A 22088-nucleotide genomic window follows, 5' to 3' on the forward strand; every position below is an offset into this window, starting at 1 on the left:
TGTATTTTTTATTGGAAACTTTGAAATCAAAAAATGTTTCCTTAGTTTTGACTCGGAAAGTCAATGAGTCAAATAGAGAGAATAATACAGGGTAGCGAAGAGCTGTTTTTGAGGGCTGGTATCAAGAGCATCACAATGGATGATATAGCCAGGCACATCGGTATGTCGAAAAAAACCATATACCAGTTTTTTAAAGACAAGAATGAGTTGGTTACTGCTTCAGTTAAGAAAAAGTTGAAGGAAGATGAAGCGCAGATAAAGGACATCATCAGCAAATCGGAAAACGTGATTGAGGAGATGATCAATATGATGAAATGTTCTGAAGATGTGCTTTCGAGGATCAATCCGGCGGTAATGCATGATCTGCAGAAATATCATTACGAAGCCTGGATGGAGTTTTTGAAATTCAAAAGTGGGGTATTGATCAGCATGCTGGAGCAGCTTTTAACCAAAGGAATGAAACAAGGCTACATCCGTACAGATATTGATGTAAAGATAATTGCCCGGATGCGGGTAAGCCAGATTGAGTTCGGGTTCAATACGGAGATTTTTCCGATTTCTGAATTTAGCACTGTAAAGGTACAGATGCAATTTTTGGAGCATTTTAACTACGGTATTTGCACACTTAAAGGTTATAAGCTTTTAAACCAATACCAAAATAAACATGATGAATAACTGCTGACATAAGGTTGTCATCGAGGTATACTATCTTTAAATCAGCATGATAAGGCATAAAACAACAACAACAATATATAATGAAATATCTACTTTTTACGGCTGCCGTATTTTGTGCTGTAACTTTTAAAAGTTATGGGCAGGATGCCCCACCCAATAACCAAACGTATAATTTTAGTATTCAGGATTGTATCAATTATGCTTATGAACATCAATCATCAGTAGCGAATGCAGGTTTAGATGTTAAAAGCGCAGAATATAAAGTTAAAGAAACCACAGGAATTGGCTTGCCGCAAATAAACGGCACCGCGTCGTTTCAGGATTACTTAAAAATTCCGCAAATACTTTTTCCTAATTTTATTACTCCGGCTGTTTACCAGACTTTAATTGATGAAAAAGTAAAAGATGGTAATAATCAAACTATTACAAAAATACCGGATGGCGCGGGCGGTTATCAGTCAGTTAGTTTGCAGCAAAAGTATAATACCAACTTGGGTATTACTTTAAATCAAATATTATTTGACGGGAGCTATCTGGTAGGCTTCAAGGCATCCAGAACTTACAAGGAACTATCTCAAAAAAGTTTAACAAGGAGTAAAATTGATGCTAATGTAGCTGTTACTAAAGCGTATTATCAGGTTTTGGTAAGCGACAGGCAGATTAAATTATTAGATGCTAATATTGCGCAGCTCAAACAACAAGTCGATCAAACCGTTGCTCAAAATAAACAGGGTTTTGTTGAGAAAATTGATGTTGACCGGATCTCTGTTCAATATAATAACCTGGTTACCAATCGTGAAAACGTTGTAAGGTTACTTGTATTGAATTACCAGATGTTAAAATTTCAGATGGGAATGCCGGTTAATGAAAACCTGACATTAAAGGATAAGCTGGAAGATATCAATATCGAGAATAACCCGGTTGATGAAGATACAGCGTCTGACACATCATTTTATCATAAACGCATTGAATATAGTTTGTCAGAAACAAATGTAAAGTTAAATGAGCTCGATCTGAAAAGAAGAAAATCGGCTTTTTTACCTTCATTATCACTAATTGGAAATACTGCAATTGCTTTTCAGGATAACAGCTTTAGTAAGTTGTATAATACAAGCTATCCGTCAACATATTTTGGTATAAGTTTAAACGTACCGATTTTTAGCGGAGGCCAGCGTATAAATCAGGTAAGGCAATCACAAATTACTGTGTTGAAATCAAAAAACGACCTGTATAACCTTAAAAATCAGTTGAGTTTACAAGCCAGTCAGGCACGTATAAATTATGTAAATGGTTTACAATCACTCAATAATCAAAAGCGTAATCAAACATTGGCACAGGAAGTTTTACATGTAGCCAAAGTTAAGTATCAGCAGGGAGTAGGGTCAAGCATTGAGGTAACACAAGCTCAAACCGGGCTGGAGGATGCTGATAACAAATATATACAGGGTTTATATGATGCCCTTGTAAGTAAAGTTGATCTTGATCAGGCATACGGCCGCATTAAATAAACAATTACCAAACCTTCAACATAGAAACACTCATGAAAAAAATATTATACATACCGGCTTTCATTTTTTTTGCAGCTTGTTCAAATAAACAACCTAAAGATAAAGCTACGGAGCTCGCTGAGCTGAAAAAACAACAAGCCGATCTGAATTCAAAGATCACTAAGTTACAGGCCGAGGTAGGTTCATCAGATTCTACTAAATCGACAGATGTAAGTACAATTGATATAAAACCTGCACAGTTTACCAATTATGTGCAGTTACAAGGTAAAATTGATGCGCAGGATAACGTGATCGCCTATCCGCAAATGCAGGCTACTATTACAGCGCTTTATGCAAAAGTAGGTCAGCATGTAAGTAAAGGGCAGGTGCTTGCACAGCTTGATAATAAGGTATTACTGCAAAATATAGCTCAAAGTGAGGCTCAGGTTGATTTAAATGATCAGTTATTCCAGCGCCAGAAAAACCTTTGGGATCAGAAAATAGGCACTGAGGTGCAGTTTCTGCAAGCTCAAACAAATCTGCAAAGCAGTAAAAAAGCATTATCGTCTTTAAAGCAGCAGGCAAACATGTATCGCATCGTATCGCCAATTAGCGGAACTGTTGACCAAATGGATTTGAAATTGGGCCAGGTTGCAAGCCCGGGACAAACTGGTATACGGGTGGTTAATGCCGATATTTTAAAGGTAAAGGCCGATGTGCCTGAATCGTACTCAGGCAGCGTAAATACAGGTAATGAGGTGAAAATATTGGTTCCCGATGCTAAAGATTCACTGGTTACCAAGGTTACTTTCGCGGCCAAGGTTATCGACCCTACATCGCGCAGCTTCGGTGTTGAAATAAGGTTACCGGATCGTAAAAGCCTGCGCCCCAACATGACCGCTATTATTCAAATAGCTAATTACAGCAAACCAAATACGATTGTAGTGCCGGTTAAGGCCATTTTAAAATCAGAAAATGGTGATTATGTATATGTTAATCAAAACGGAACGGCTAAAAAGGTTAATGTAAAATCGGGCACTACTTATGCCGGTAATACCGAAATATTATCGGGACTGAAAAATGGTGATGAACTGGTTACCGAAGGTGCTACCGAAATTGAGGATGGCGACAAAATCAAGGTTTTACAGTCTGCTAAATAATTATTAACGCTTGATCTGTTAATTATGAAAGATCTGAACAAAGAATTTGGGCCCTCAAGCTGGGCCATTGATAATAAGACAGCCATATATGTGCTCATATTTTTGGTGTCGGTGCTGGGGCTTATCAGTTATAATAACCTGCCAAAAGAAAACTTTCCGGATATAGCGCAGTCAAAGGTATTTGTGACTACAACCTTTGCGGGGCAGTCGCCTCAAAATATCGAGAATCTGGTTACCCGGCAAATAGAGAAACAATTGAAATCGTTAAAGGGATTGAAAAAGGTAACCTCTAACTCAGTTCAAAACGTATCTATCATTACGGCAGAGTTTAATGCCAATATTGACATCAAGGATGCTAAGATTGATGTAAAAGACGCGGTTGATAAGGCCAAACAGGATCTACCACAAAATGATAATAATCTGAAAGAATCGGTAATATCAGATATTAACGTTGCCGATCTGCCTATTCTGTATATCAACATTTCAGGTAATTACGATCTGAAAAAATTGAAGGAGTATGCTGATATTTTGAAGGATGAAATCGAAAGCTATAAAGAGATATCAAAGGTAGACGAAGTAGGTGCCTTAACGCCCGAAATTCAGATCAACGTTGATCTGAATAAAATGGCTGCGGCACAGGTAAGCTTTAATGACATTATTCAGGCTGTAGGTAACGAGAACATCTTGACATCAGCTGGTACCGTAAAAACCGATGGCATACGCAGGAGCATTGATATTAAAAAGGATTTTAAAAACGCCGATGAAGTAGCCGCTATGGCTATCCGTAACCCAAAAGGTCAGGCGGTTTATTTAAGGGATATTGCCGAAATTAAAGATTCATTTTTGGAGCAGGAGAGTTACGCAAGGTTAAAAACCAACGATAATCCTAACTTTAAAAATGTAATCACCCTCAACGTAAGTAAACGCGCCGGTGAAAACCTGATCGAAGCATCAGACAAGATCAACGAGCTTATCAAGGTTAAACAAAAAACAGTATTCCCGAAAGGCCTTGACATCGTAGTAACCGGCGATCAGTCAGACAAAACACGTACTACCCTCAATGACCTCATCAATACAATCATCATTGGCTTTATCCTGGTAACGGTTATTCTGATGTTTTTTATGGGTACCACCAACGCCATATTCGTGGCGCTTTCGGTGCCGTTATCGTGTTTTATAGCATTCCTGGTGATGCCGGCCATTGGCTTTACGCTGAACATGATCGTACTGTTCTCCTTCCTGCTGGCTTTGGGTATTGTGGTGGATGATGCCATTGTGGTGATTGAGAACACGCACCGTATTTTTGCTAATGGCAAGGTTCCTATTAAGCAAGCGGCCAAAATGGCTGCAGGAGAGGTGTTTCTTCCGGTATTTTCAGGTACCATGACTACGCTGGCTCCCTTTGTTCCGCTGGCATTCTGGAACAGTTTGATCGGGCACTTTATGTTCTTCCTGCCCATCACGCTGATCATCACCTTGCTGGCATCGTTAGTGGTGGCTTATATTATTAACCCCGTTTTCGCGGTTGATTTTATGAAACCACATCATGATGGCGAACACGATAACCCGAAATTTGACCGCTCTACCAAACGTTCATTATTATACCTGGGCATAGCTACAGTTATAGCTTATTTAATGAATAAGGGTTTAGGCAACTTTATGGTGTTGATCATTGTGCTTTACCTGTTGAATCATTTCTTTTTATTGCGGGTGATAGACCGGTTTCAGAAAAATGCCTGGCCTAAATTTCAGAACTGGTATGCACGGGTGCTGGAAAAAGCTGTACGTCGCCCAATAGTTATATTGCTGGATACTATTGTATTGTTTTTCCTGACCATTGTATTCATGATGGCCCGGTCGCCAAAAGTTGAGTTTTTCCCTTCGGGCGATCCAAACTTTGTGTATGTGTATTTGACCATGCCTATCGGTACCGATCAGGCCTATACCAACGAGATCACCAAAAAGGTTGAGAAACGTGTAGCCGAAGTGGTTGAACCCGATAAAGATATCGTATCATCAGTAATATCAAACGTTACCAAAGGGGTTACAGATCCAACTGATGAAGACCAAGGCGATTATGAAAACAAAGGTAAGGTAACTGTTGCCTTTGTGGAGTTCGGCAAGCGTAACGGGAAAGACACCAAAGTTGTTTTGGCTAATATCCGGAAGGCTGTACAAGGCATCCCGGGCGCTAAAATTGCTGTAGCCCAGGAAAACAGCGGTCCACCGGTACAAAAGGATATCAGTATCGAAATCATTGGTGATAACCTGGATACGCTGGTAGCAACCGGTAACCGTTTAAAAAACTATATAGCAAAACAAAATATAGCAGGTATTGAAGGCCTTATTGCCGACGTACAAAGCGACAAACCGGAAATTGTATTTGATATTGACCGTGAGCGTGCCAACAGAGAGGGGATCTCAACATCGCAAATCAGCCAGTCATTAGCTACGGCAGTATTTGGTGCAAAAGCAGCCGATTTCAGAAATACCAAAGAAGACGACTATCAGATCAAGGTACGCGCCCTGGAAAGCCAGCGCAGTAATCTGGATGAATTGAAGAACATAAAAATTACCTATCGTGATTTGGCTACAGGCGGGGCTATACGGCAGGTTCCTATTTCGGCCTTTACAGATGTACGCTATACTAATACCTACAGTAATATTAAGCGCAAGCAACAAAGACGTGTGCTTACTTTAGGCTCAAACGTCATAAAACCGTTTAATGCCAATGAAGTGAACGCCAATATATTGCAAGCCATTAACAACTTTAAAAAGCCCGATAATGTGATCATCAGGCAGGGTGGTGGTCAGGAAGATCAGATGGAGGCCATGAACTTCCTGTTAGGCGCATTAGCTACTTCATTCGGTTTAATCCTGATCATCTTGATGATCCAGTTTAACTCGATTGGTAAAACATTTATCATCATCAGCGAGATATTCTTTAGTATCATTGGTGTGTTACTCGGCGTAAGTATTTTCGGCATGACCATGTCAATCGTAATGACCGGGGTGGGTATCATAGCCCTGGCGGGTGTTGTGGTGCGTAATGGTATATTACTGGTTGAGTTTACCGACATGCTGATTGAACAAGGCGCTAACCTGCATGATGCAGTGGTAGAAGCAGGCCATACCCGTATGACGCCGGTATTATTAACCGCTACTGCCGCTATATTGGGTTTAATACCACTAGCCGTAGGTTTTAATATTGATTTTGTGGGGCTATTTACGCACTTTGAACCGCATATTCACTTTGGTGGAGATAACGTAGCATTCTGGGGCCCATTAGCCTGGACAATGATATTTGGTCTTGGGTTTGCTACTATTATTACCCTGATACTGGTGCCGTGTATGTACATCATTCGCTATAACTTAAAAACCAAACTTTTTGGTAAAAAGGAAGCGGAGCATAAAGAAGTGCTGGAAACTGAAACTGTATAATTCTCATTTTATAAAGAAGCCGTACTCTACAAAGGGTACGGCTTCTTTGCGTTTATCAGTATCTAAAATTTTATCCGGTTAATCAATCCTTTCAGGCGCAATTGTTTAACCAGTTTATCAAACTTACGTTCATGTTTGCCACCTGCATCAAGTGCCTCGAAAACCAAGCCGGCCGTAACCGCATAAACAGCGTGATGTAAGCCATCAATGGCAATAGCCTGTGGCTTTTCTTCGGTTACCGGAGGGGCAGCGTCAAATTTAGGTAGCATAACCATGGCGGTACCCCAAACAGCCGCGAAATGAACCAAGGTAGCTGGCCAACCTTTTAGGCCTGTAAGCGATATTAAGCCACGTGAAATACCCCAAACCGTTCCGTACGACCAATGTATTTCCTGGGATAGTTTAGGTTTATCAGCATCTGACTTTGGCTTTATACCGGTTATTTTTCCGGCAACTTTAATTGTTGCCTCGCTTGGTTTACGTTTAGTTATCCTCATTTCTATTATTTGCGATAAGGTCATGGCTGCCGTAGCTGCAAGACCGGAAAGCAAGCCTTTTCCAATTGCGCCTCCCAATTCGCCTAAAACATTATTTTCATGTAGTTTCATAGTTTTGATGGTTGGTATATAATCATAACAATAGAATTTACCTATTGATTTATATTTTTAATCAGAAACATAATCCGGATATCGCAGTTCTACTAACAAAAGCTGTAAAAAACTATGCAATTAAAAATATCAAAACCCTTTTGGCAGGTTATCGGTTTGGGTACACTTGCCGGAATGCGTTCAACCTCTGCCCCAACTATAACCAGTCATATATTAAGCCGTCATCAATCAAAAAATCTGGAACATTCGCCTTTAGAGTTCATGCAATCAAAAAATGTTGCTGTAGCCCTCAAAGCTTTGGCCCTGGGCGAAATTGTAGGTGATAAGCTGCCCTCCGCACCAAACCGCATTAAACCCGCGGCAATTGGGTTTCGTATACTTTCGGGAGCGATGGCCGGTGCAAGTATTTACAAAGCAACCGGCAATAATGCCATTATAGGTGCTTTATTAGGTGGTACAGCTGCCTGTGCATCAACTTATGGCAGTTTCTTTCTGCGTAAAAGCGCAGTGAAAACCAGCCATATCATTGACCCTTTAATTGGCGCTGTTGAAGACGCGCTGGTAATAGGCAGCGGAATAGGGTTGGCCAACCTTTCTTAACTCTCCTGTAATTTAGGTTGTATGTATTTTTCAAGGTTACTTACCTCATTCCGTGTTCTTGGCAAACTACCCGGATAGTTTTGCTGTATGTAGGTGATCAGGTTTTCACGGATATAGCAACGCAGATCAAAAGCATTTGATGAAGTAGCCGCGCTCATGAGTACACGAATCTCGATGGTGTGTTCTTTTACGTCTGTCACCTGTACAACTTTTACCCGCTTATCCCATAGTGGTGATTTTACTATCAGGCGTTCAAATTCGTTCCTGATCTCATCAATAGGGATGGTATGATCCATATATAAAAATACGGTACCCAGAATATCGGCTGATGTGCGTGTCCAGTTTTGAAATGGTTTCTGGATAAAATAATTAATCGGTAAAATAAGCCGGCGTTCGTCCCATATTTTTAAAACCACATAAGTAAGCGTAATTTCTTCAACCCGTCCCCATTCGCCTTCAACTACCAACACATCATCAATGCGTATAGGCTGGGTAAACGCTATCTGGAAACCGGCAAGCAGATTACCCAATGAGTTTTGAGCGGCAAATCCAACAATAATACCGCCAATACCTACACCTGTCAATAGCCCGGTGCCTATTTTGCGCATACTTTCAAAACTGAGCAGAATAATGGCTACGGTTACAAAAACAATGATCACTACTAATAGCTTGCGCAAGAACTGAATTTGGGTACGTATTTTTCGTTCCTTTAAATTATCGGTTTTGCTGAGGTCGTAGGTATGATAGATGTAATCTTCCAGTATCCGGATAGATCGCACCAGAATGCCTGCAAAGGAAATGGTCAATAGAATTTCAACGGTTTTATCAAGCGGCGTCTGGAACGCCTTGCTCATGCGCATAAATGGGATAAACAGGTTTAATAAAAACAGCGGAATAAAATAAGTAATAGCCCTGCCAAGGTTAACTATTACCGACCTGAAAAATGAATAAGAGGTTTCTTTTTTAGCATAAAGCTTAAAAAGTTGTGTAATAATGAATTTAATAATGAGCCCTGCCAGGATCGCGCTGATGGCAATCATCAGATTCCAAACTATGGCAGGAAGGTGGTTGGCAAATTCAAGCAGGTTGGCTGGTAACTTATTTTCAATATTCATGGTATATATTTTATATAATTCTATATCTAAAAATAGTAGGAATGTAAAATTGTTTTGGGAATTACCGATGTGAAGCATGTTGATACATATATTAATAGATTTTTTGATAGTTTTGTTAAAAAAGTCAGGAATTTGACTTTGAATAGTTTATATAATTAATAGCAATGGCTGCAGGCAATGACCATCAGGATATAAAAAGAGAGAAAATTTTAGAGGCCTCTCACCAACGGTTTTTACATTATGGTTATTCAAAAACTACCATGAATGAAATTGCCGGCGATTTATCTATGTCAAAGGCTTTGCTATATTATTATTTTCCTGATAAAAGTCAACTGTATATCGCGGTAATGCGCAAACTATCAAATGATTATCTGAAAGTTTTAGAAGATCATTTAGATACTTTTAAAAATCTTAAAGAAGCCTTTGTTTTTCAGACCAATATTCACCACGATTTTATTGTAAGCAATTATAATTTCTTTGATTTTTTCAGGCTTAATGAGCAAAACCTTCCTGATACCATATGGGAAATTGTAAATCAGGTTCACTCCGCCGAATTGGCTTTGTTGAGTAAAGCTGTTAAAACCGAAATTGAGCGAGGTTCTATCAAACCCGTAGATAACCCCGATGAATTGGTTGACCTGCTGCTTGATGCACTGCACGGAATAAGGGTAGGAGCACTCTCTCAAAAGAAAACCAATTTTCCACGTAAAGAGCATTTGGAAGAGATACATGATAAAAAACTTTTATTGATTGATATTTTCATAAAAGGCTTGATGTATTAATGGCTCAGATATAGTCAGTCATTAGTCAAAAAGTTGATAATCAGTATTAAGCTGTAATATTATAGTTACATTTGAGCCTGCAAATAATTTAACGGGATTTAATGTATCCTATGAATTTTTTAAGGAAACTCCTATTTAATATAGAGGTGATTGTTTTAGAGTGATTTGGCAGAATGAAGGATCTTCATTCTGCTTTTTTTATGTTATAACCTCTTTATTTCAAACCGAATACAGATTTATTGGTATATATGTATATGAAGCCTGTAGCTAATAAATTACTGATCATTGCCATGATGATGGTAAGCATAAACCCTGCTATGTCACAAACAACTAATAAGTTAATTGAGGTAGCCAGTTTTGGCAAAAATCAGCCTATAGGCGTTGCTGTAAGTCAGGCTACAAACCGGCTGTTTGTTTCTTTCCCGCACCGGGAACCGTTTTTATATGCCTTGACCGAAATTGTTAATGATAAGCGGAAACCTTTTCCTGATGAGGAATGGAATAAGTTCACTCCCGGGCGAGACGGTTCCCATTTTGTAAATGTGCAGGATTTGTATGCTGATAATAAAAATTGCCTTTGGGTATTGGATTCAAAGCCAATGGGAAATGCCGACAGTAAATTTAAATTGGTAAAAATAAACCTTGCTGATAATAAAGTAGAGCATGTATACACTTTTAACGATATTGATAAAAGCAAAAGTGCGCTGAACGATATGTGTATTGATAATGATAAGCAATTGGCCTATCTGTCAGACCCTGGCCAGCATGCTTTGGTAGTTCTTGATCTTAAAACGGGTAAAAGTAGAGTAGTTTTAAAGGACGATAGATCGACCGTTGTTCAGCCGGGTTTAAAGCTGAATTTGGATGGTAAAGATGTGGTTGATGATCAGGGCAACCCGTTTGTATCAAATGTAAACGGGATCGCCTTAACGGCCGATAATAAATATTTTTATTTCAGAGCTATCAATCAAACTAAATTATACCGTATAGCAACAATTTACCTGGCAGATGCGGCGCTGTCTGATCAGGAACTTGCTGCTAAGGTAGAGCTTGTGGCCGAAACTGGCATATGTCATGGTATGATAGCTGATAATAGAGGCAATATATACCTCAGCAATTCGCCTAACCATGCTATACAATATGTTACGCCCGACAGAAAAGTGCATTTCCTGGTAAAAGATGAGCGCCTGAGCTGGCCAGACTCGTTCGGGATTGGTAATGACGGATTCCTGTACCTGAGCAGTTCGCAATTAAACCGCCTGCCTAAATTTAATAATGGACAGGATAAGGTGGATTATCCCTTCCGGGTTTATAAAGTGAAGCTGCCAACTCCTTAAGCTTTTTACAGGCGGTTAAAAAGCTTCATTTGTTTTAACAACCACTTTTCAATTTCAAAAGTAATAGCATCAGGAGGTAAGCGCCAGTTCCAATTACCGTCGGTAGATGAGGGGATATTCATGCGGTTAGTTTCATCCAAACCTAAAATATCTTGAATAGGTATAATGGCAATAGCTGCCACAGAGTTAAAGCATAATTCGGCTAATTTTTCATGAATATGCTTTGCTTTTACTTTACCGCCAATGTAAGTTTTTAATCGTTTACGATCTTCCTTGCTGGCATCATGGCTGTACCAGCCTTGTATGGTATTATTATCATGTGTGCCGGTATAAGCCACAGCATTAGGTATGTGGTTATATGGTATATGAACAGATGCCGGCATATCATCACCAAACGCGAATTGCAATACACGCATACCGGGTAAATTAAATTGGTCTCGTAGTTGATATACATCAGGAGTTATTTCACCCAGATCTTCGGCTACAAACGGCAGGCTGCCCAGTTCAGTTTTAACGGTTTTAAAAAAATCAGCGCCAGGGCCGGGTTGCCAGCTTCCGTTAATGGCCGTGGTTTCGCCCGCGGCTACTTCCCAATATTTGCTAAACGCCCTGAAGTGGTCTAAACGGAGCAGATCAAAATATTCCATATTGCGGCGCATACGATTAAGCCACCATTGGTAACCAGATGCTTTTAACGCATCCCAATTAAAAATGGGCATACCCCAAAGCTGGCCGTTGGCGTTAAAATAATCGGGTGGTACCCCGGCAACGGATGTCATTTGACCATTGTCATCTAATTTGAAAATTTGAGGGTTGGCCCATACATCTACAGAATCATAGCTTACATAAAAGGGGATATCACCATAAAGTTTTATTCCATAGTTATTAGCATAGGTTTTTAATGCCTTCCATTGTTTGCTGAAAAGCCACTGCTGCCATTTAATGTTATCTAAGTCGGTGGCTTTTTTATCTATAAATGTTTGCAGCGTATTACTTTCCCGGTTTTTATATGCCTCAGGCCATTGATACCAGGGCTTCCCGTTTTGATCGGTTTTAATCACTTCATAGATGGCAAAATCATCCAGCCAAAATGCCTCTTGTTGTTTAAAATGGGTAAAGGGGGTTTTCAAATCTTCGACACTTGATTCCTGAAAACGGCGGTAAGCTGTGCCTAATACGATTTTGCGGATGGCAATAGCTTCTTTATGATCAGCGCGTTGGTCATGTATCAGTTTATGCTTTTCCAGTTCTTCGGCACGCAGTAATCCATCATTAACCAATTCTTCCGGACTGATGAATAGTACATTAGCGGCCATGCTTGATCTTGAACTATAAGGAGAGTATCCATTGGCCTCTTCTACCGGATTAAAAGGCAGCATTTGCCAGTATTTTTGCCGGTTTCTGTATAAGAAATCTACAAATTTGCGTGCTTCAGGGCCCATATCGCCAATGCCAAAGGCCGATGGCAGGGAGGTGATATGCATCAGGATGCCGGCCCCACGTTCATTATCTTCGGCCGAAGATTTGAGCAAAGCCAGCGGAAAATCTTTAAAAATATAGCTGACCGAAATATGCTCCATATCGGCAGACTTTGCACCGCTTAACAGATTATTCCATTTTAAAGGTGCATCGTCAGGTAATATGATCCTGGTATTTCCCCAGTCAATTGCATTGGGTTTGTCGCTATCGGTATTAATTTGCGCCAAATGTAATGGTATGGCTACAATATACCAGTTGCGCCGGTAACAGCGGGCATAAGCCAATACATGATCTTTGTATTTTCCTTTAACCGTGAGCGGAATATAATTGCCTTTTTCAAATGTTTCCGCGTTGGTTTTACGTTCATTAAAAAGCAGCTGCGTAAGCCAAAGTTTAATATTGGCGTTATAACGGTCGGCCCAAAGCGGTGCTATTGAATTTATATTTGAAGATAGCAGCGTATCTAAATTATTAGCTCGTGTATCATAATCAACCAGCCTACGATTATCCGGATCAACCATGCTCAGGTCGAAAAACTCCGTACCCTGGTAAACATCGGGAATGCCCGGACAGGTAAATTTCAATAAAGTTTGCGATAGCGCGTTGATGATACCATGATCGGCAACGGTTGGCTGTAATTGCTTAAAGTTTTTCATAAAGTCGCTTTGAGGTTTTAGCAAAGCGTTTACAAATTTTTTACAACTTTCTTCGTAGGCTTCATTAGGTTCTGCCCATTGGGTATGTAGTTTCGCTTCGCGCAGACCTTTGATCAGATAATCTTCCATTCGCTGATGGAAATCATCCTTTTCACCGGGCATGGGGTAGCTGCTTATAATGGTTTGATAGATCAGGTATTCATCATTGGCATCAGGAACGCCATTGGTTTTATGTTTGCCGTTGATCTTTTGCCAGTGTTTAACCGTACTGATCCATTTGGTAGCTATATCGGTAAGTACATTGAGCCGGGCACGGGTTCCCTCGCCGCGCTTGGTATCATGAGTGGCAGTTGTATTCATGGCTAATGGCCATTGTTGCTGCCTGTTTTGCATGTGCTCATGAAATTGGCCTGCAGGTAGACCAAAGGTTTTTGGTGTATCGCCAACTTCGTTGTGGCCAATAAAGCGGTCGTAAGTATACATCAGGGTATCCTCCACACCTTTAGCCATGAGCGGCCCCGTAAACTGCATGCACCGCATGTAAAAACTTATGGAGCGCTTCGCATAGTCTGCAGATTGATTATCCTGTATAAAAATGTTTTCTATTAGCTCGACAACATCAGCTAAGTTAGGCTGTGCCTCCCGGATGCTTTTAAAAATAGATTGAAGCGCTTGTTGTTCGTACTGGGATAAAGGTTCCTGATTACCATAATATCGGTATACCGGACACCTGATTAAAAACTCAGCGATTATGGTTTTTATATCTGCTGAGTTAACCTTTGTATTATCTGTAAGTTCCAGATCATGAAACAATTGATAAAGGTTTTCCAACTCGCCGGCCATGTGCTGGTATAATATCAGCGATTTCTTTTTTAATATAGCCTGGGATATAGATGTTTGATCGGTAACAATATCCTTGTAAAAATCGGCGAATAATTTTTTACTTTCTGTTTGGGTGAAAAGGTTATTCACGATCGCCAAAAAATCATATCCGGTGCTACCCTGAACCGGCCAGTTTTCAGGAAAGTGTTCACCATCTTCCAGTATCTTTTCAACTACGATGTAGGTTTCAGGCCCGGCCAGCTCACGCAAACGTTCCAGATAGGAAGTTGGATCGTATAAACCATCAATATGATCTAAACGAAGCCCTTGGATAATTCCCTTATCCAAAAGTGTTTTGATAAACTTGTGGCATTCATCAAACACCCCCGGTATGTGCATGTTGAGGCATATCAATCCGTTAACCGTAAAAAAACGACGGTAATTGATCTGTTTTTCGGTTTCCTGCCAGTGACATAGCTGGTAGTATTGCTCATCAGATATGATTTGGAGGAGCTCTGGTTGATCATTAACCAGATCAATACATTGCTGTATATAGCGTTTGGTTAAGGTTTGCTTTTGTAAAGAACTTAATTGTTGCTTTAATTCGCCAAACCGGATGTTGTAAGTTTCGTTATCATTAGCCTGGTGCAGTTCCTGGGCTTCAGCAATTAACTGGTTGATTACCTGCGGGCGATTTGTTTCTACAATCTGTAATATGGTGATATAGGCCTGAAGGTTTAGTGGATAGTTTTGATCTGCATAAGTAAACAAAAACTGATTATCCCGGAACGTGATTTTTATTTGCCCTTCATTCAAAGCTTCCTCAAAGGACAGTCCTAAGAACGGAACCATTAAGCGGCCGTTATATACCGGTGCCGACCAGATAATATCAAAAAACTCAGCAAATTCAGAACGCTGCCCTTTCTCCAGTACATCCATCAGCCAAAGGTTGTTTTGATGAAAGGCCATATGGTTAGGTACAATATCCTGAAGCCAGCTTATATTGTTTTTTTTGAGTATTTGACTAATGCTTTCCAACTCTTCCAGGGTACCAATTTCAGGGTTTATACTTAATGGATTTACCACATCATACCCGTGAGTACTTCCGGGTGTGGCTTCAAAAATAGGAGAGGCATATACGGTACTTACGCCCAAACGTTTTAAGTAAGGTATAATGCGTTTAAGGTGTTTAAAGGTAAAATCCTTATTAAACTGCAGGCGATAAGTACCAACCGGGTTATGCATGATATTGCGTATATATTAAAACAGATTCAGGGCATAGTTTTACTTCCTCGCCGGTACTGATAATTGGAGACGATGCAAGCGGTCCGCTCCATTTAGGTTCGGCAGAATCAAGTAGCTTTTGCCATTGGTTTATTCCCTCAGGAACTATTTCCGTTTGATTTTGCGACGAAAAGTTCAAAAAGCAGATCAGCTGCTGCCCCTCAGCCCAGCGTTGCAGCATCAGCGTATTGTTAACAGCATTAACTTTAATGCTCATGTTTTCACGATGGAGTGTTTTTAAAGCAGGCTGATGTTTGCGAAGCTTGATCAGGTTTTTATAATACTGCAGCATGGTTTGATGAGGCGTTTCATTGATATTGTCCCAATTAAGTTTAGAACGCTTAAATGTTTCTATAGCCTGCGGGTCAGGTGCTTCGCCGTTCATATGGAAATCTGCAAACTCCGCCTTACGGCCTTTTCTTACCGCCTCAATTAATTTTTCGTCGCTATGGCTTACAAAAAACTGAAATGGGCTGGATTCACTTCTTTCTTCACCCATAAAAAGTAGCGGTAAAAACGGGCTGATCATCACCGCCGCCGCCATTAGCTTTTGCATTTCAAAACTAAACAGCTGGCTTGACCGTTCGCCCAGCATCCGGTTACCTACCTGATCGTGGTTTTGAGAGAACACTACAAAGCGTTTTCCTGCTATTCCTTTGGTTGATGTACCGAATGTTTTTTGCCGTTGCTCTGAGTATTGACCGTGATATACATACGCATTCTGATAAGCATTAGCCAGATCTTCAATGCTGTTAAAGTCGGTGTAATAGCCGTTTCTTTCGCCGCCGGCTGTTACCCGCAGTGCGTGGTGAAACTCATCTGTCCATTGCCCATCCATGCCGTAGCCCCCTTTATGAGTTGGAGTAATGAAGCGGGCATTGTTCAGATCGCATTCTACAATCAAATAATGGGTTTTTCCGCTTTGCTGCATCAAGTCATTAACCCGTTCACTTATCTCCTGTAAAATATGTTTGGGGCTCAGATCCTTGATGGCGTGTACCGCATCCATGCGCAAGGCATCGATATGAAAATCACGAAACCACATCAATACATTTTCGATAAAATAGCGTCGTACCTCATCGCTGCCAGCATCGTCAAAGTTGATAGCGCTACCCCAGGGAGTTTGATATTTATCTGTGAAATAAGGCCCAAACTGACCAACGTAATTACCCTCAGGGCCAAAATGGTTATAAACTACATCTAAAACAACGGCTAAACCTTTTTTATGGCAACTGTTAACCAATTGCTGTAAGCTTTGCGGCCCTCCATAACTATTTTGAACAGCGAAAGGGAAAACACCATCGTAACCCCAGTTTCTATCTCCGGGAAACTGGGCCACAGGCATAATTTCAATAGCGGTGATACCCAGGTCAATCAAGTAATCGAGTTTGTCCTCAATATCTTTAAATGTACCGCCCGGGGTAAAGGTGCCGGTATGCAGTTCGTAAAAAATATAATCAGCAATCTGGACGTTTTGCCATTGGTTGTCAGTCCAGTTAAAGGAGTTTACATTAAAAGCTTCTGAGGGGCCGTGAACTCCTTCGGGTTGTAAAAGCGAAGCCGGATCGGGGAGTGCTTTGCCGTTTACCTCAAACCAATACTGGTCTCCAGGCTTAACCTGATCGGTATTTAGTATCCAATAGCCGTGTTCGTCCTTAGCCAAGCTAAGCGATTGGTTTTTAAGTTTGATCAATACCGTTTCTGCACCGGGCGACCACAACTTTATTTCAGCTATACCGGCACTATTAAAATTAATTCCTATTGATCTGTTATTGATGTTTAGTGCCTCCATTATGTATCAATTGGTGTTGAAGTAATACAACCGACCGGCCTGATACCTGTATCGTATCTTCCGCTTTATATTGACCAATAACTTCCTCAGCCTGATTTTTGCAGGTATCTATCAACAGATCCCAGTCTTGTGCATATTGGCTTTTAGGGAGTTTATAATCTAATGGCTGATCGTGTGCATTGAAAATGATATAAAAGCTATCGTCAACAATTTTATTCCCCTCGGCATTAACACTATGCAAACCCAATCCGTTTAAAAATACAGCTACTGATTTTGCAAAATCATGCGACCAGTTATCATCCGTCATTTCAGAACCATTGGGTAAAAACCAGGCTATATCTGCAATGCCATTGCCCTTTACAGCTTCGCCTTTAAACCAGTTTTTGCGCGAAAAAGCGGCATGGTCCTTTCTTAATTTTATCAGTTTCCTGGTAAAATCATGCAGATCCTTATCCAACGTTTCCCAGTTGATCCATGATATTTCGTTATCCTGGCAATAGGAGTTATTATTACCCTGTTGTGTGCGGCTCATTTCGTCGCCGGCAATCATCATGGGTACACCTTGCGAGAGGAAAAGCGTAGTTAAAAAATTCCGTTTTTGCCGTTCGCGTAATGTATTAATGGCCTCATCATCAGTTGGGCCTTCAATACCGCAGTTCCATGAGCGATTATGGCTTTCACCATCATTATTATCCTCGCCATTGGCCTCGTTGTGCTTTTCGTTGTAGGTTACCAGGTCATTCAGCGTAAATCCGTCATGCGCGGTAATAAAATTGATACTGGCCGATGGTCTCCGGTATGATTTATACAAGTCAGAGCTACCGGTAATACGATCGGCAAATTCTGCCAACATGCTTTCAGTACCGCTCCAGTAATCGCGTATGCTATCGCGGTATTTGCCATTCCATTCAGCCCAACCCGATGGAAACTTACCTACCTGGTAACCGCCTTCGCCCAGATCCCAGGGTTCAGCTATCAATTTTACCTGCGATATGGTAGGGTCCTGGTGAATAATATCAAAAAAGGCACTCAGCCGGTTCACTTCATGCAGTTCGCGGGCCAGCGTGGCAGCAAGGTCAAACCGGAAACCATCTACATGCATCTCGGTTATCCAATAACGCAGGCTATCCATCATTAAGCGCAGTACATTGGGTAAATTAGCGTTAAGCGTATTACCTGTACCGGTATAATCCATGTAAAATCTTTTATCATCCGCAAGCCGATAATAGGATATGTTATCAATACCCCTGAATGATAAGGTTGGCCCCAGCTGACTGCCTTCGCCCGTATGGTTGTATACTACATCAAGTATCACCTCAATACCGGCCTTATGCAGCTCCTTAACCATGTTTTTAAATTCGATAACCTGTTCGCCAAGTATACCGCTCGACGCGTAACGGGCATCTGGCGCAAAAAATCCTATAGTATTATACCCCCAGTAATTGGTAAGCCCTTTATCAATCAGGTGCCTGTCTGCCAGGAAATGATGTACCGGCATCAGCTCAATGGCGGTAATGCCCAAATCTTTCAGGTAAGCTATAGTAACAGGGTGGCCTATACCTGCATAGGTACCCCTGATCTCTTCCGGTATTTCGGGATGTAATTTGGTAAAGCCTTTTACATGAGCCTCATATATTACAGAATTATAATAAGCTACTTTAGGGCTCTTATCATTTTCCCAGTCAAAGTTATGATCAATTACAACTGATTTTGGCACAAAAGCTGCATTGTCTGTTTCGCTAAAGCTGAGGTCCTCATCCGGGTTGCCAACCTCGTAACCAAACAAAGAATCATCCCAGTTTACCGTACCGGCAATAGCTTTCGCATATGGATCTACAAGCAATTTGTTGGCATTAAAACGATGCCCATTTTCCGGCTCGTAGGGGCCATGAACACGAAATCCATATAGTTGCCCGGGTTTCAGGCCGGGTATATAGATATGCCAGGTAAGATCTGAACATTCGGTTATTTCAATTCGCGAGGATTCTACCTCGTCTTTAGCCGTGTTAAAAAGACAAATTTCTACGCCAGTAGCATTTTCAGAATACAATGTAAAGTTTACGCCCTCGCCGTCCCAGGTTGCACCCAGGGGAAATGGTTTGCCAGGATATGTTGTTATTTTCATAAGTGTTCAGGTAAATCAATTTTTGTTATCACTACATTTCAAATTGAAATTCGGACGAATTGTTTTGCATGTGATGAATTTTGTAGCTCAAAAGATTGATTTAGACCCTCTAAAAATATCAATCAATAATTAATTAATATTAAAGTAAATTAATTAGAAATTTATTTGTATTATGTGTAGATTTACATATCTACACCATCAAGCCATGAGTAAGAAAATATTTATAGTTGAAGACGATGCTGATCTGTTGGAAGCTATACAGCTAATATTAAAAGAGGAGGGATACGATACTGCCGCGTCGTTCCACAAAAATTCCATTAAAGGGGTTATACTTTGCATGCCCGACCTGATTTTGGTTGATAACAGGCTAAAGGATGGCCTAGGCAGTGAATTGTGCCTGGCTCTTAAAGACCATCCGCTGACCAGGCATATACCGGTAATATTGATGTCGGGCTGGGTAAATGTGGCTGCTATAGCCGAGCAATGCGGCGCGGATACTTATTTAAGCAAGCCCTTTGAAATGGGTGAACTTATTGATGCCATTGACCGGCATTTAAAGCATTTGGTTTAGTTGATAGCTACCATTTTTTAAAGATCACAAATACCGCCAATACAATAAGCCCGAAACCGGCAAGGTGATTCCATCCCAGTTTTTCATCTTTAAAAAATGTTAAGGTGAATAACATAAAAACAATAAGGGTTATAGCTTCCTGTATTGTTTTAAGCTGAACAAGCGTAAATGGGCCACCATTCTCTTTAAATCCACCTTCATTTGCCGGTACCTGAAAAAGGTATTCAAAAAAAGCTAAGCCCCAGCTAATAACAATTATTGAAAAAATGCCCAGGCTTTTACCCCATGAAAACTCCTTGAATTTTAAATGCCCATACCAGGCAAAGGTCATAAAGGTATTGGATATGGTTAAAAATAAAATTGTTCTTAATCCTTTCATATATAAATAACTGACAGATGAGTTAAGCAATTTAAGCTGTAGATGTTTTGTATACAAGCCATTTTTTACTAATTATCACACCAACTTATTTAAAAATTGAGATGATCATGATGCTTTAACCATTAGAGTTTAATAAATTTGTTATCAAGTATCATGGCCGATAAGAGTTTTTTACAGTTACAGGTAGACCAAGAATTAAAAGATTCTTTTTCCGTTAATCAATTATCGGACAGATCTTTTGATGCCTTGTCGGTTCGCCGGGCTAATTATCACCGCATATTTATTGTTAATGATGGGAGGGGGACGTTACAGGCAGACGATACCTCGTTTAATCTGGCAGGCAATGAACTTTTGCTGATAGCCAAGGGGCAATTATATGGATTTCACCCTGGTACACGTATTAATGGTAATGAGCTTTCTTTTGGCGATTGTTTTTGGGAAAAGGCACCTGGCAGCGCAAGTAACTGTAAAGCCGTGTTGTTTAATAATGCATCGGCCAATCAGCAATTACCTTTGAATAATGCTGATTACGTGGAATTGGACGTGCTTTTTAATACACTCTATCAAGAATTTATTAAGGAAGATTACCCCAATAAACTGGATGCATTGGCTGCCTATTTAAAGATCATCATGATCAAAATAGCTAATGTAAACGCATCGCTTATTAACGGTTATGACAGCCATGAAAACCAGCTTTACCGCAGGTTTATTGAATTGGTGAGCAGCCAGTATCAAACCACCCATGAGGTGGCCGATTTTGCAAATCAGTTAGGGATATCGGCCCGCAAACTGTCTGATTTGTGCCGGCGTTGCAGCGGCCGGGGCGCCAAGGATATTATTAATGGCCAGCTTATTGCCGAGGCAAAAAGATCATTGCAGTTTTCTTCCAAACCGGTAAAAGAGATCGCTTTTCACCTTAACTTTTCCACCCCCGATCAGTTCAGCCACTTTTTTAAAAAGAATACCCTGATATCACCTAATGATTACCGCGACCGTTTTGTAAATATTGGCATGTGATTCACTGTTTTTAACATTCCAGGGATGCCATATCCCCAGTAATTTTGTTGATATAAAATCAACAAGTATGTCAGTAAACAGAATGAAATCGGTAGCCGGGATAGTAATTCCGGATAGTACCATAGCCAATCAGGCTACAGAGCTTTTGTTAGAGCACGGGACAGAGTTTATATATAATCACTCGCTACGTGTGTTTCTTTTTTCGTCGTTGAACGGCCAGCGCAACAATTTAAAATACGATGCAGAATTGCTTTATGTTAGTTCAATATTTCATGATTTGGGCTTAACCAAGCATTACAGCAGCCCCGATCTGCGGTTTGAAGTTGACGGAGCAAATGCCGCCCGTGAATTTCTGAAAAGCCACGGTTTACCTAAAGAATCATTACAGCTGGTATGGGATACCATTGCCCTGCATACCACTATAGGTGTCGCTGAACATAAAGAGCCGGAAGTGGCATTAATGTACTCAGGCGTAGGTCTGGATGTAATGGGCGAGGGCTATGAAAACCTGAGTGCCGAAAACAGGGACGAGATTGTTGCGGCTTTTCCGCGTAATGACTTTAAGAAAAACATTATCCCTACGTTTTTTGGTGGTTTTGAACATAAAACGGAAACCACATTTGGCAACATCAAGGCGGATGTATGCGCTTATATGATCCCTAACTTTCACCGTAAAAACTTTTGTGATTGCATTTTGCATTCTCCGTGGAAAGAGTAATCGGCCATATATTATACCGTTCATGCAGACTGTTATATAC

16 protein-coding genes are annotated in these 22088 nt (G+C 40.6%); 10 read left to right on the forward strand and 6 right to left on the reverse strand.

Features of this window, described 5'->3' with window-relative positions; translation table 11 throughout:
- Positions 1-63 precede the first annotated feature (63 nt).
- The 4 genes from AAGC65_RS09715 to AAGC65_RS09730 all read left to right on the forward strand — a co-directional run bounded on the left by AAGC65_RS09715 (position 64) and on the right by AAGC65_RS09730 (position 6763).
- A complete protein-coding gene (locus AAGC65_RS09715) occupies positions 64-675 on the forward strand; it encodes a TetR/AcrR family transcriptional regulator (protein WP_343112247.1) in 612 nt (203 codons plus the stop codon).
- 80 nt (positions 676-755) lie between these two features.
- Complete coding sequence (locus AAGC65_RS09720; protein ID WP_343112248.1) at positions 756-2183, forward strand: TolC family protein; 1428 nt, start codon at positions 756-758, stop codon at positions 2181-2183.
- A 32-nt stretch (positions 2184-2215) separates the two neighbouring features.
- Positions 2216-3322, forward strand: a complete 1107-nt coding sequence (locus AAGC65_RS09725) for an efflux RND transporter periplasmic adaptor subunit (RefSeq protein ID WP_343112249.1) — start codon at positions 2216-2218, stop codon at positions 3320-3322.
- Positions 3323-3346: 24 nt separating this feature from the next.
- Positions 3347-6763, forward strand: a complete 3417-nt coding sequence (locus tag AAGC65_RS09730; protein WP_343112250.1) for an efflux RND transporter permease subunit — start codon at positions 3347-3349, stop codon at positions 6761-6763.
- Between the two features lie 62 nt (positions 6764-6825).
- On the opposite strand, the gene AAGC65_RS09735 is transcribed toward AAGC65_RS09730, so the two are convergent.
- Positions 6826-7371 carry a hypothetical protein gene (locus tag AAGC65_RS09735; protein WP_343112251.1) on the reverse strand — a complete coding sequence of 182 codons (546 nt, stop codon included), beginning with the start codon at positions 7369-7371 and terminating at the stop codon, positions 6826-6828.
- Between the two features lie 114 nt (positions 7372-7485).
- Between AAGC65_RS09735 and AAGC65_RS09740 the strand changes: the two genes are divergently transcribed.
- Positions 7486-7971, forward strand: coding sequence for a DUF4126 family protein (locus tag AAGC65_RS09740; RefSeq protein WP_343112252.1), 486 nt, complete (start codon positions 7486-7488; stop codon positions 7969-7971).
- Here the strand turns inward: AAGC65_RS09740 and AAGC65_RS09745 are convergent.
- A complete protein-coding gene (locus AAGC65_RS09745) occupies positions 7968-9086 on the reverse strand; it encodes a mechanosensitive ion channel domain-containing protein (protein WP_343112253.1) in 1119 nt (372 codons plus the stop codon). The two genes, AAGC65_RS09740 and AAGC65_RS09745, sit on opposite strands and share 4 nt — an antisense overlap.
- Positions 9087-9250: 164 nt before the next feature.
- Between AAGC65_RS09745 and AAGC65_RS09750 the strand changes: the two genes are divergently transcribed.
- Both AAGC65_RS09750 and AAGC65_RS09755 read left to right on the forward strand, forming a co-directional pair.
- Entirely contained in the window at positions 9251-9868 is a 618-nt protein-coding gene (locus tag AAGC65_RS09750; protein WP_343112254.1) for a TetR/AcrR family transcriptional regulator, read from the forward strand.
- Between the two features lie 254 nt (positions 9869-10122).
- Complete coding sequence (locus AAGC65_RS09755) at positions 10123-11205, forward strand: L-dopachrome tautomerase-related protein (RefSeq protein ID WP_343112255.1); 1083 nt, start codon at positions 10123-10125, stop codon at positions 11203-11205.
- Between the two features lie 5 nt (positions 11206-11210).
- Here the strand turns inward: AAGC65_RS09755 and treY are convergent, their stop codons facing one another.
- Genes treY through glgX form a run of 3 tightly spaced genes read right to left on the reverse strand, consistent with a single transcriptional unit; the run spans position 11211 to position 19363 of the window.
- Positions 11211-15407 carry a malto-oligosyltrehalose synthase gene (treY, locus tag AAGC65_RS09760; RefSeq protein WP_343112256.1) on the reverse strand — a complete coding sequence of 1399 codons (4197 nt, stop codon included), beginning with the start codon at positions 15405-15407 and terminating at the stop codon, positions 11211-11213.
- Positions 15400-17238, reverse strand: a complete 1839-nt coding sequence (gene treZ, locus AAGC65_RS09765; RefSeq protein WP_343112257.1) for a malto-oligosyltrehalose trehalohydrolase — start codon at positions 17236-17238, stop codon at positions 15400-15402. The genes treY and treZ overlap by 8 nt, the downstream gene beginning before the upstream one ends.
- On the reverse strand, positions 17216-19363 hold the full coding sequence (glgX, locus tag AAGC65_RS09770; protein WP_343112258.1) for a glycogen debranching protein GlgX: 2148 nt from the start codon (positions 19361-19363) through the stop codon (positions 17216-17218). The genes treZ and glgX overlap by 23 nt, the downstream gene beginning before the upstream one ends.
- A 205-nt stretch (positions 19364-19568) precedes the next feature.
- Between glgX and AAGC65_RS09775 the strand changes: the two genes are divergently transcribed.
- Positions 19569-19934 carry a response regulator gene (locus tag AAGC65_RS09775; protein WP_343112259.1) on the forward strand — a complete coding sequence of 122 codons (366 nt, stop codon included), beginning with the start codon at positions 19569-19571 and terminating at the stop codon, positions 19932-19934.
- A gap of 7 nt (positions 19935-19941) precedes the next feature.
- Here AAGC65_RS09775 and AAGC65_RS09780 read toward each other — a convergent pair whose 3' ends face one another.
- The gene (locus tag AAGC65_RS09780) at positions 19942-20313 is read right to left on the reverse strand and encodes a DMT family protein (protein ID WP_343112260.1); all 372 of its coding nucleotides are present in this window, start codon (positions 20311-20313) and stop codon (positions 19942-19944) included.
- A gap of 153 nt (positions 20314-20466) precedes the next feature.
- Here AAGC65_RS09780 and AAGC65_RS09785 point away from each other — a divergent pair, with 153 nt between their 5' ends.
- Both AAGC65_RS09785 and AAGC65_RS09790 read left to right on the forward strand, forming a co-directional pair.
- Positions 20467-21330 (forward strand): AraC family transcriptional regulator, encoded by an 864-nt coding sequence (locus AAGC65_RS09785; protein ID WP_343112261.1) that lies wholly within the window; start codon positions 20467-20469, stop codon positions 21328-21330.
- A gap of 67 nt (positions 21331-21397) precedes the next feature.
- Positions 21398-22048, forward strand: coding sequence for an HD domain-containing protein (locus AAGC65_RS09790; protein WP_343112262.1), 651 nt, complete (start codon positions 21398-21400; stop codon positions 22046-22048).
- Positions 22049-22088 lie beyond the last annotated feature (40 nt).

It is taken from the genome of Mucilaginibacter sp. (assembly GCF_039207105.1).
In the GTDB taxonomy this organism is placed as follows: Bacteria; Bacteroidota; Bacteroidia; order Sphingobacteriales; family Sphingobacteriaceae; genus Mucilaginibacter.

Excerpts from the sequence above, each read along its gene's own strand:
- AAGC65_RS09735 (WP_343112251.1), bottom strand. The coding sequence starts at position 7,371 with ATGAAACTACATGAAAATAATGTTTTAGGCGAATTGGGAGGCGCAATT.
- treY (WP_343112256.1), bottom strand. The coding sequence starts at position 15,407 with ATGCATAACCCGGTTGGTACTTATCGCCTGCAGTTTAATAAGGATTTT.
- treZ (WP_343112257.1), bottom strand. The coding sequence starts at position 17,238 with ATGGAGGCACTAAACATCAATAACAGATCAATAGGAATTAATTTTAAT.
- AAGC65_RS09750 (WP_343112254.1), top strand. The coding sequence starts at position 9,251 with ATGGCTGCAGGCAATGACCATCAGGATATAAAAAGAGAGAAAATTTTA.
- AAGC65_RS09780 (WP_343112260.1), bottom strand. The coding sequence starts at position 20,313 with ATGAAAGGATTAAGAACAATTTTATTTTTAACCATATCCAATACCTTT.
- AAGC65_RS09730 (WP_343112250.1), top strand. The coding sequence starts at position 3,347 with ATGAAAGATCTGAACAAAGAATTTGGGCCCTCAAGCTGGGCCATTGAT.
- AAGC65_RS09740 (WP_343112252.1), top strand. The coding sequence starts at position 7,486 with ATGCAATTAAAAATATCAAAACCCTTTTGGCAGGTTATCGGTTTGGGT.
- AAGC65_RS09720 (WP_343112248.1), top strand. The coding sequence starts at position 756 with ATGAAATATCTACTTTTTACGGCTGCCGTATTTTGTGCTGTAACTTTT.
- AAGC65_RS09755 (WP_343112255.1), top strand. The coding sequence starts at position 10,123 with ATGAAGCCTGTAGCTAATAAATTACTGATCATTGCCATGATGATGGTA.
- AAGC65_RS09790 (WP_343112262.1), top strand. The coding sequence starts at position 21,398 with ATGTCAGTAAACAGAATGAAATCGGTAGCCGGGATAGTAATTCCGGAT.
- AAGC65_RS09745 (WP_343112253.1), bottom strand. The coding sequence starts at position 9,086 with ATGAATATTGAAAATAAGTTACCAGCCAACCTGCTTGAATTTGCCAAC.
- AAGC65_RS09785 (WP_343112261.1), top strand. The coding sequence starts at position 20,467 with ATGGCCGATAAGAGTTTTTTACAGTTACAGGTAGACCAAGAATTAAAA.
- glgX (WP_343112258.1), bottom strand. The coding sequence starts at position 19,363 with ATGAAAATAACAACATATCCTGGCAAACCATTTCCCCTGGGTGCAACC.
- AAGC65_RS09715 (WP_343112247.1), top strand. The coding sequence starts at position 64 with ATGAGTCAAATAGAGAGAATAATACAGGGTAGCGAAGAGCTGTTTTTG.
- AAGC65_RS09775 (WP_343112259.1), top strand. The coding sequence starts at position 19,569 with ATGAGTAAGAAAATATTTATAGTTGAAGACGATGCTGATCTGTTGGAA.
- AAGC65_RS09725 (WP_343112249.1), top strand. The coding sequence starts at position 2,216 with ATGAAAAAAATATTATACATACCGGCTTTCATTTTTTTTGCAGCTTGT.